Raw genomic sequence first — 10,779 nt, 5'->3', positions numbered from 1 at the left:
GGTTACCCCTTCATCATTTGCATGCTTTTCAGGATCGGTATAGGAAGTAACATTTCCCACAAGATCATAAGTGTATTTCTCTGAGATCGGCAATGTCATACTTGCCAGATTCTTATACGTCATTGTGGAAATAACTCGTCCCCATTGATCGGCGGTCTGTAAAACATAATTATATTTTTCTGTGCTGCCATTGGGGTTCATATAGCTTTCTGTTGTTCTTGTTTTTAAATTATAGTTCACAATATAGGTGTTCAGAAGAGCATCCGTCTGTTTTCCCAAGCGCCCCCAGACATCATATTCAGCCGTAATTTCATTTCCTTGTGCATCTTTTGCGTACACGGCTCTTCCCTGATCATCGTAATGATACTGGGTATTAATCCAAGAGCTAGTCGTTTCATCGTATTGTTTCTGTAAGAGAAGCAACCCTAGTCCATTGTAGTAGCTCTTAGCTATAGTATTTACAGACCGGACTACCGCTTCATTAGCTGTCAATTGAGTCACTTTTTTTGTAGTGGTTACTTCCAGTGTCTGTGTCCCCTTATTTACTGCGTCCAAATCAGAAGGGGAAAGATAAGCATAAGAAAAATTGTCTGTCTCACTATATTTATAACCATTAGAATCTGTTGTTGTGGGATACGTAATTTTAGCAGGTCTACCTAAGCCATCATACTCATAGGTTGTTATTTTTTGATTAGGAGCTATGGTTTCCTTTAGCTGACCATCTGCATAATAAGACATTTTGGTAACAACCATCTGCTCATTGGACTGCCCGTAATTAAACCATTGCCGGGTTTCAGTTGGATAAGCATAGTTATATGCTGCTCCATAAATCGTCTGCGTTCGGTTAATTATTTTGTTGTTTTCCTTTGTTTCGGCAATAACGTCAGTGACTGTATTACTTCTTTTATAAGGATTATAAGTGTACGTATACTTATAAGTTGTCTGTTTTCCTGTCGGATCAGTATAAGATAATAGCCTTTCAGTCTCGGAATCATACGAGTAGGAGTCCTTAGTCGAGGCTGTATCTGTTTCATTTTGGTACCATTCACTGGAGGTTAAGAAATTACCCGCATAAGTAAACTGATTTTTTCTCCAATACACTGTATTGTTTGCAGATTGTTGAACAGTCATAGGAACTGTTTCCCAAGAGAGGTTGTTATTACCGTCATACCCTCGTTGAACAATCAATGGCTCTGCCGATTCTAATAATTCCCCATTTAAAAGTTTATAAATGCTTGTTTTAACGGGCCGCGTATCCAACCTATAGTCAAAGTCAGTGTTTTTCTCTACAATCTGCTCTCCGTTGGAAGCTTTGGTCGTTGTTGACTCCAGTCTTCCTGTCATTGTAAATACTTGAGTGACCGACAACCCATTTGTTAAGGTATCACTGACTACAGTCGAAGTACTTCCATACCGGTAACTCTCAGGCGTATAAGCCGGACTCCAATAAAACGTTCCTGTATACTCTTCCTGTGTGTAACCATACTTAACCTTATTTTTCATCTTTCCATTAATGACATCACCTCGAAGGTTTACTCTTAGTCCTTCTGAGAGCCCATCAATCCTTATGTTGTGCTTACTAACCTCGTACTCATATTCCGTAGAAGAATTGGGGTATGTAATACGCTTAATCGGATGATAAGAGGTCCATGCTCCATTAAAAGATTTACCATATAAATTAAATTGCAACTGATAATTACCATACTCAAAGTATGTAATCTGATCATTAGAGATAATATTCAAATCATGATTAGTGATTTTCCAGAGCACAGGCGCATAACCATCTGGCGTGTTATTATTTAATAACTGCATTCTGCTTTTCGTTAAAGTCACTTTTTTGATTACTGAAGAATTACTATCTAACGCTTTGATCACTACATTCTCACCATAAAAGGTACCAGTTGTGTTGAGGGTGGACTCATATTCGAAAACAATCTTTCGATTTAAGGTATCTGTAATAGAAGAAAGCACTTTATGAGATGCACCGTCATAAGTGACCCGATCTGTATAATTAAATGTTATTTTGTTTCCATATCGGTCAACAATCCCAAGTAACCGGCTGTCTCTTTCAGCGTAATACTCTCTTCTTAAATCAGCAAACTCCAAATAAAAAACCGACCTGTCTCCCCCGTCGACAAAAGCATTACCATAGTAATCCCCTACATAGCTTACCCGACCGTCTTGGTAACCTGGTATTTCAAAGTTATACCCTACTACTTGGTAGCTTCCTCCGTGCCCATCATGGTAATAGGTTACACCCTCATCTGTTGTTTCAATAGAAGGAAATTGAAAAGACCATCCTATTCCTATATTGTTCTTAGCTTCTTTTTCGTTATATTTTTTAATTCCATTTTGCTGATACCCTGCACTTATTCTGGTGTAGGCATAGGTTTGATTGGATTGATTCATAATTCCTAAATTAAGATCAAGTCCGTCACGTCCCGGTAATTGGATGAGCTGTTGCTGCCAAATTAATGATCCTGTTGAAGGAGAAATCACTTCACTATTACCGCTGTGATCTGAATACTGCTTAGCACCTGATTGGTTGATAAAATCAACGTTACCAGAATTAATAACGCTATTTATAGTCATATCAAAACTGGTCATTGAAGTTTCACTTGCAAGATTCGTCGCCGCCAACAATTTATCTTCGATCGCATATACATTATCTATAACTACAGATCGGGATTTAACATCTGCAAAGGAAGAATACACTGACTCTTCTACGGTAGATTTTTCCGTGCTCTGTGCAAGTCCTAGACTTTCCTCGATTTCTTCCCAGGTGGCACCGCTTTGTTTTTGTGACAGCAGTTCTAAACCTGTATATCCGATATCATTCTGAATAAGATAGTTGATCCAATAGAGATCTTCTAACACAGCTCCATTATCAACCAGTTCTTCTACTTCTTCTCTTGTTAAATCACGGGCATCTGCACTTGCTGCTGCTTTCAATCCCTGCCCCTTCATTGATTGTTGCATCTGAGATTTTTTCTGAAGGGTTAGCGCTCTCAGACGTTTAATCTCTGCTGGTTCCACATCTGTGTAAGTAGTCTGTGAAACGGATTTCATTTCAGGAGGAAGGACTTTGCCTTCTTCTATATTAGTTGTCTGATCTGTTTTGAGTTCATCTGCATTTAAAATTGCTTGATCTGTAGTTGGTTGTACTTCCGATAGTTTTTCCTGGGCTATAGCTGGTACATTCGGAAGTAATAATGAGATAATTAATACACAAATAAATACCTGATACATTAATGATTTTGATTTTTTCAAAGGTATCCCCCATTACTAATTGATAGAGTAATTTCACTTGTATTCTTTTAATATCTAATGACTCATCTATTGCTGTGCCTATTTTATGTATGCTACAGAAGGATTCCATACCGTGGCATCAAACCCATAGTTCCCATTCTGATTAATTACAAAATAAAGAGAATCACCCAAGACGATATTCACATTAAGAGCAATATTTACTCCAATTGGATCATTGCCCTGTATAGTCTGCCACCCCGTCGCTGGCCAAATCTGTGCACTGTTCTTCATAACTTTCACCCGGACGCCATCTCCCTGTAAGTTAACAGGATGTTTAGCGACTTTTCCAGAAATCTTAACAGTTCCTGTCTGCGGAGCAACCCACTTTAGCGCTGTATCATGGCCATCTTCCGGATGAAGCCATTCCTTGCCGATGATATTCCAATCCTTCTTGCCTCTCCACATTGCTCCCGCAGGATCCCAAGTCATATTCTCATAACTTGTTCCATTCCAGATCTGATAATACCAATTGTTCTTCCCTTGCTCCGCTCCAAAGGCTGAAGTGTATTTTTCAATATACGTAATCTCTGGATTCCACACTGTGGCATCGAACCCATAATTCCCATTCTGATTAATTACAAAATAAAGTGAATCCCCCGAGGTGACATTCACATTGGCAACAGCATTAACGCCAACGGGGTCATTACCCTGAATAATCTGCCATCCTGATGATGGCCATATTTGTGTGCTGTTTTTCATGATTTTTACCTGAACACCGTCTCCTTGCAGGTTGGTAAAATACTTCGAAACTTGCCCCCCAATCTGGATAGACCCAGTCTGTGGAGCAACCCATTTCATTACTGTATCGTTACCGTCCGGATGCAACCAATCTTTGTAGATAATATTCCAATCGTTCTTTCCCTTCCATCTTGACCCAACCGCATCCCAAGTCATATTCTCGTAACTTGTACCATTCCATGTCTGGTAGTACCATTTATTTTCTCCTTGCTTTGCGCTTAGGGCCGCAAGAAATTGAAAGTACGGTTCACCAGTAACTTTCGTTAATAGGTTTCCGTTTCTATCATAGCTGTACCTGGTTGTTTCACCTGTTAGCGCACTCTCTTGCACCAACCTCCCATTTCCATCGTAAAAATAGGATTGGAGCGCCGATGCAGAATTTAGAGTAACAACAAAAAACAAAGATAAGAAAGTTAAGAAAATAAAGACATTTCTTTTATATTTCCAATTCATCTGAAAACCTCTGTATATTTTAATGTATTTTTAGATGTATCGTAGTTTACTGAGCTAGTACATTAGCAGTCCAAGCACCAACAAATTTCCCATCAGCATAGATGTGTGTAATGTAGCTTCCTGTCTCGGAATTATGTTTGGAATAATACACCGTCGCCTTCCATACCCCATTCGCTACTTTCACACCATCAATCCATTCAATATCATCCTGATCTTTATAGGCAGTCCAGGTTGGAAATCGAACTTTTAATGCCGCCGGATCTATACCATAAATATAGACTTCATAAGAACCGCTTGAACGCTTGGGTTCCTTTGGACCTGTAGTTCCTCCGCTAACCGTAACTGCAATCCCACCAACACCAAGCCCCGTTCCATACTTATCAAATGAATAAACATGGGTAATATAGTTCCCCTTTTCAAAATTATGTTCGCTGAACGGAACACGTATTTTCCAGGTTGTATCGCTAATCTTCTCTCCAGTAATCCAAGGATTCACAAGGTCATCCTGCCCATTGTATTCAGTCCATGTAGGAAAACGAATCTCCGCTACGGTTCGGGCAATTCCTTCTACATAAACCTCATAGAACCCATCGACTAAGGAAGCTGTTTGTGTACTGGTTATTTTTAAAGTGTCCTTAACCTGTGCGCCTACACCTGCTACAATTTTCTGATCCGCATATACATGTGTTATATATGTTCCTATTCCTCCGTGCTTTGAGAAAACTACAGTACCTTTCCATACACCTGACGCTACTTTTTCTCCAACAATCCATTCAATATCGTCTTGTCCGTTCTGTTCTGTCCAGGTTGGAAAACGTACTAAGGATACAGCATCCGGAACTCCCTTCAGGTATATATCATATGAAACTGCTGTTGAGCTAAAAACATAGGGTTCAGAGGAATAGCCTTTATTTCGTCCTTTTAAATTTCCGTTTGTATCATATGTATATTGAATAATCGAATTATCCTGCTGAATCTGCGTCTCCAGTCTACCTTGGTTGTACACAAATATCTGCTGTTTTTGCACCGCTCCTCCCATATCTAGAATGATGTAGCTGGATGTTTGGTCTTCGGTTGCTTCAGCAATAGATGTCTGCCCGAATAATAAACAAATAAAGATAAAAACACTTAGTTTGAGTTGTCTCATATTCAACCCTTTCAAATTGATCTTCAACATTTAAAACTATAATAGCAATCACAGTAACATATGATTCTTCTTGGGTTTAAAATACTCATTCAACTTCCGATACAAACATCAGGATTACTGTTAGTCATCGAGGGAACTCCAATACTTTCAGCACTAATTATCGAATCAGGAACAAATATACCCATTAAACACAGTAAAGTTACAAAAAAAGCATACTTACAATCTTATTTTCCATCTTATCTCTCTACTCACTTTATAATTCTGAACTCATTAAGCTGAAAGTAATACCCGCCATTATCGTCAGTACCCAGCTTGGTAGCATAAACCCGTATATACCGGGCAAATACTGGAGCTTTAAAAGTGAACGTTTTAACGGAACCGTTATTGGTATAGCCTGAGTAAGACTGTCCTTCTATATCTGTCCAGGATTTAGCATCGTTACTGCTCTGTATTGTAAAATCAACAGGAAATCCAAGATTGCCTCTTGGGGTTATTTGAATGCCACCGATCATTTGAGTTGTTCCAGCATCAACGACCACCCATTCTGTACTCGCCGCCGGATAACGGGCTAAACTTGACCAGACTGTTGAAGGATTTTGATCAACCAACCGGGATGCCGGCCAACCATTTGTTGTAGAGGAGGCAGCAGCAGCGGATACCTGAACCTTTACATCAGCAAGCTGAAAATAATAACCTCCGCCATCGTCCTTCCCCAGCTTTGTTGCATAAACTCTTATGTATCTGCCCACTACCAGAGAATCAAATTCAAAATTGTGGACAGAGCCATCATTAATATAATTGCTATAAGATTGCCCCGGGATATCAGCCCATGTTTCCGCATCTTCACTGGATTGTATTTTGAAATTCACCGGGAATGCCAGCTTGCCCCTTGGAGTTAGCTGAACCCCGCTTACAATACTACTTTTTCCGATATCCACGGCCACCCACTCCGCTTCGCTATCAGTTCCCTTATTCTTACTTGACCATAATGTGCCGGGATTATTATCACTTAGTTTATAAGTCTCCCAGCCCTCTATACTTGAGGATGTAAAAACAGGATAGCCCGAAGAGGGAACCTTACGTTTAAGATTTCCATTTCGGTCATAAAGATAATAGGTGGCATTATTCGATGAGTTAATCGTATACTCCAATCGGTTACTTAGATCATAATGGTAGATAATACTAGACTCAGCAGACGCGAAAGGCGGAGCCAAAACTATAAACACTAATAAAAAACCAATAAACTTATAATATTCCACTAATATCCCCCACAGATTTTCAACAAAATTTGAATACGATCCTGCTTATCCCCCCGTTTTTACACCAAAAAACCCATGTAGAATATCGCACAATGGGTTCCCGTCATTCAGTACATTTGCACTAGTGTATGAATTGAATTTTCCCTCATATTTATTTTCCTTCACAATCATAAGGGATTAAGCGCATTTTGGAAATGGTTGTAATTTGTCGAATATTAGGGAATTAAGTAGAAACCTATGAAGAATCTGCACTATTTATGACAATCTAAAGAACTGCATATTAACCACTCCGTCTTATCAGACCAATGCTCATATACGCAAAAAAACCTCAGACGAAACATTCGTCCGAGGCTTTGCTGAAGAGTGACTCAATTACTCAATAAATCACATCAGTCTCCTTATTTTTCCCAACTTCTAATTCTTTATCTTCATTTTCAAATTACCGTTAGAGTCATAATAATAGCGGACAATATCAGAATTAGGATATCTTATATAGTCTAATCGTCCATTAGAATCATAATGATACTCTAGTGGAGCATATGAAACTGGTGGTAAGTATAACTGAGATTGAGGTACTGTCTCTTTTACCTGGTTATCACCGGACCAAGACAAGCGAAATGATGCTCCGCCCCCATTTTCAAAATATTCAACCCGAATGTGGTATTTAAAACCAGCGTATAAATATATAGGAAGACTAGTTATTTCACTTGCTTGACTAATCCATTTATCTATTATTAGCTGATCGTTAACCCAAACCCGAACACCATCATCCGAATCAGCATAGAATGTATATGTTTGGCTCAATTTTGGCTTTATGTATCCAGTCCATCTTACAGAAAAAGTATCTTCACCAATGTCCGGCTCTGGAGAACCATTTCCCCAACTAAAATCAACTTTACCATCAGTTCGAATGGTTTTTAGTTCTGTTAAATCCAGATTATCATAGTACTCTCCCCTAAGACCAACACCTTGTAATTCGACAGGCGGGAAAAGATACATCTGAGGTACAACCTCTTTCATTTGTGAGGGACTTTCCCATAGAAGGCTAACTGCTGCGCCACCTGAATTTTCATAATACTCCAACTGAATATTATATTGATTTCCAGCTATTAAATTAATTTTGCTACTTGCAAATTGTGCAGATTGATTTCCCCATTGATTAAGAATTAACTGGCCATCTATCCACAAACGTACTCCATCATCAACATTCACATAAAATGTATAGCTCTCGCTATACTTGGCCTCTACTGTTCCACTCCATCGCACTGAAAAGGAATCAGATTTCATATAAGGGTCCGGAGAATTTACTCCCCAATTAAAATTTATGCTAGAATCAGTGCGACACAACTGTAGGTTACTAAGATCCATTGAGTTATAATATTCCCCCGCCAGTCCCACTCCATGAACTGCTTGGGGTGGATACAATACATTTTGGGGTATTACTTGTTTGACTTGACTTGAACTCGACCATTTGAGTATTGCAGCCGCCCCTACTGTATTTTCAAAATATTCAATCCGAATATCATAATTTTGTCCTGAGCTTAGACTAATAGGTAAACTAGTCAGTTCACTAGCCTGTACCTTCCATTTATCAATTATTAACTTCCCGTCAACCCAAAGCCTGACACCATCATCTGCATTTATGTAAAAAGTATAACTTTCACTATATTGAGGTTTGACAGTCCCTGTCCATCTTACAGAAAAATTATCCGCTCCTATTGAATCGTGTGGAGCATTCTCACCCCAATTAAAATTAACATTGGCATCTATACGTGTTAATTTTAGTCCAGTAAGGTCAGAGTTGTTGTAATATTCTCCTTTTAATCCCGTTCCCGGACTATCTTGAGGTGGATACAATTGGCTTTGGGGAACAACTTGTTTGGTTTGGCTTGTACTTGCCCATTGTAATATTGCAGCGGCCCCACCGTAATTCTCATAATACTCGATGCGAATTTTATAGCTTTGTCCAGCTTTCATATTAATGGGCAGACTCATTAACTCACTTGCCTGTACTGCCCATTTATCTATAATCAATTGACCATCAATCCAGATTCTAACTCCGTCATCCGAATTCATATAAAATGTATAAATCTCACTGTATTTTGGTTTAATCATTCCTGTCCATCTTACAGAGAAAGTATCTCCTCCTATTAAAGAACCGGGTGATCCAGAACCCCAATTAAAATTCACGTTTGTATCTATACGCGTGAACTTTAATCCAGTAAGGTCATTGTTGTCGTAATATTCACCCTTTAATCCGTTAAGATTATCAGCAGCTGACGCATGGGGAATTTCCCCGACTATAGGTAAATTATTAGTAATTGGAAGCGGGATTGAAACATTATTAGTAAAGACAATAATAATAATGAGAACAAGAGCTATCCTATTTATAAACCTCAATTTCTTCAATCTCCCAATATAAAAGTTCCTTTTCTTAAAATTTTTCACTAACACCCCTCCATAAACAAATCAATTTAAAGATAAAGAATTTCCCCTGTGTCTCTTTCTCTCCTCCTTTCATTCTTATCAATCCATACTAACCATGTGGAATTTCGCACGATGGGCATCTGTCATTCAGTACAATTGCACTAGTGTATGAATTGAGTTTTCCCTCATATGTATTTTCCTTTCCAATCATAAAGGATTACCTGTATTATGGAAATAGTTGCAACTTATCAAATAATAAGAATATAGTAGAAATTCGAGAATAATCCACACTTTTTTGGGGCAAAGAGAATAAAATAAAGATATTTCATCTTAATTCTTAATTTTATCTATATCCCAAATAAAAGAGCCTCAAACAAAATCGTCTGAGACTCTCATTACCTACTTAATGAATTTCCACTGTTGCGAGGTTGTTTCATTCTTTGTATAAATTTGTAACTGAGTGCCGTCTACACTACTTCCGCCTGGTATATCTAACACCTTATTACTGTTTACATTCGTTATTGTATATATGCCAGTTGTATTTTCAGTTAATGTCCACAGTTGAGATGCCGTACCATTATCCGTCCAAATTTGCACGCCCGATCCATTAGTAACCCCACCACCTGCCACTTCTAAAGCTTTACCGCTATTAACATTTATTAATTTGTATCGATTACTTCCCGTATCGAATATCTGCCATCTTTGAGTTGTCGTATTGTTAGCTGTCCAAATTTGCACTGGTGTTCCATTAACGGTTTTCCCTCCTGAGACATCTAAAGCTTTCCCATTTCCAGCATTTAATATCTTAAATTCTGCGCCGTTTGAAATCGCCTTTACCATTTCCCATTGCTGTGCTGTTGTTCCATTCCCAGTCCATATTTGTACAGTTGTACCGCTGTTCACACTTCCACCTGCTACATCAAGTACCTTGTTACTGTTAGTATTAATAAATGTATAGATATTGTTTCCATTATTGATCAACCGCCAACTCTGAGCTTCTGTTCCATTATCGTTCCATAATTGTACTTTGGTACCATCAGCAATCTTACCATCTGCCACATCAAGCGCTTTGCCGCTATTTACATTGATTACTTTATAGGTATTGTTTGGCGCGTTACATAGCAACCACCTCTGCGCATCCGTTCCGTTATCTGTCTCAATTTGAACTTTTGATCCATTGCTTGTATCACCAGCATATACATCTAAAGCCTTTCCGCTGTTTACATTAATAAATTTATATTCTGATTCCTGGCATGTTAAGCTCTTTCTGCTGATCATATTCCCGTTGTTATCGTATTGAAAGCTTATGTATTTCCCTTCGGAAATATTGATTAAGCCTAACTGTCCTGATTTTGTATAAGTATATTTCATAGCAGTAGCTGATGGGGCAGCACCGAGGGCAAATACGCAAATAAATATACTTAGAATATATTTTCTCATCTACAG

General features: G+C 38.5%; 6 protein-coding genes. All 6 read right to left on the bottom strand.

The genetic code is table 11. The features are described 5' to 3' along the window. Positions 1-3,270: RHS repeat domain-containing protein (locus M2108_RS29845; protein ID WP_277473083.1), on the bottom strand; the 3,270-nt coding region annotated here is incomplete at its 3' end. Positions 3,271-3,348: 78 nt separating this feature from the next. Next, positions 3,349-4,500, bottom strand: coding sequence for an RHS repeat domain-containing protein (locus M2108_RS29840; protein ID WP_277473082.1), 1,152 nt, complete (start codon positions 4,498-4,500; stop codon positions 3,349-3,351). A 46-nt stretch (positions 4,501-4,546) separates the two neighbouring features. Continuing rightward, positions 4,547-5,647: a GBS Bsp-like repeat-containing protein gene (locus M2108_RS29835; protein WP_280777311.1), complete on the bottom strand. Its 1,101-nt coding sequence runs from the start codon at positions 5,645-5,647 to the stop codon at positions 4,547-4,549. A gap of 248 nt (positions 5,648-5,895) precedes the next feature. Next, the gene (locus M2108_RS29830; protein WP_277473079.1) at positions 5,896-6,906 is read right to left on the bottom strand and encodes a discoidin domain-containing protein; all 1,011 of its coding nucleotides are present in this window, start codon (positions 6,904-6,906) and stop codon (positions 5,896-5,898) included. Between the two features lie 414 nt (positions 6,907-7,320). Continuing rightward, positions 7,321-9,354 (bottom strand): PA14 domain-containing protein, encoded by a 2,034-nt coding sequence (locus tag M2108_RS29825; RefSeq protein WP_277473078.1) that lies wholly within the window; start codon positions 9,352-9,354, stop codon positions 7,321-7,323. Between the two features lie 378 nt (positions 9,355-9,732). Then, complete coding sequence (locus tag M2108_RS29820) at positions 9,733-10,773, bottom strand: RICIN domain-containing protein (protein ID WP_277473077.1); 1,041 nt, start codon at positions 10,771-10,773, stop codon at positions 9,733-9,735. Positions 10,774-10,779 lie beyond the last annotated feature (6 nt).

The sequence above is a fragment of the Paenibacillus sp. PastM-3 genome, assembly GCF_029893965.1.
Classification (GTDB): domain Bacteria; phylum Bacillota; class Bacilli; order Paenibacillales; family Paenibacillaceae; genus Paenibacillus_AQ.
The sequence above is the reverse complement of the archived record's forward strand: the minus strand, read 5'-3'. Positions and strand labels throughout refer to the sequence as shown.